This window comes from Pseudoalteromonas sp. S1727, assembly GCF_005886375.1.
Taxonomy (GTDB): domain Bacteria; phylum Pseudomonadota; class Gammaproteobacteria; order Enterobacterales; family Alteromonadaceae; genus Pseudoalteromonas; species Pseudoalteromonas haloplanktis.
Map to the genome: position 1 here is coordinate 1 of NZ_PNDT01000258.1, position 352 is coordinate 352.

Here is a 352-nt window from a genome sequence, read left to right on the forward strand (position 1 = left end):
TAATAATCACTGGCTTGCCACTGTGCACCAAGTGCATATAAATAGCTGTCTGTTTTACCATATGAGAAGTCGCCGCTTTGGAACCCCCCCGCGGCAATTGCTTGCTTTTCTTTAACTACATTAGTGCCGTCAAAAATAGTCGGGGTATCAATATTACCGTTACCGTTTTCAAAGGTATTTGAGAACCACATCGCATTTTGAGACTCATTTTCATAACCGGTGTAAAAGCCTTCAGCGGTGATTTCTAGCGTATCTACTGGTGCCCATTGTAACGAAATAGAAGCCGCTGGGCGTTTACGCAAACCAGTAAACGAGGTGCCAAATATTGCATCACGAGCGATTAAATACTCGG

At 43.8% G+C, this 352-nt stretch carries 1 pseudogene; it reads right to left on the bottom strand.

What is annotated here, in order from left to right:
• Positions 1-352: pseudogene (locus tag CWB85_RS21925) on the bottom strand (TonB-dependent receptor); the annotation flags it as partial.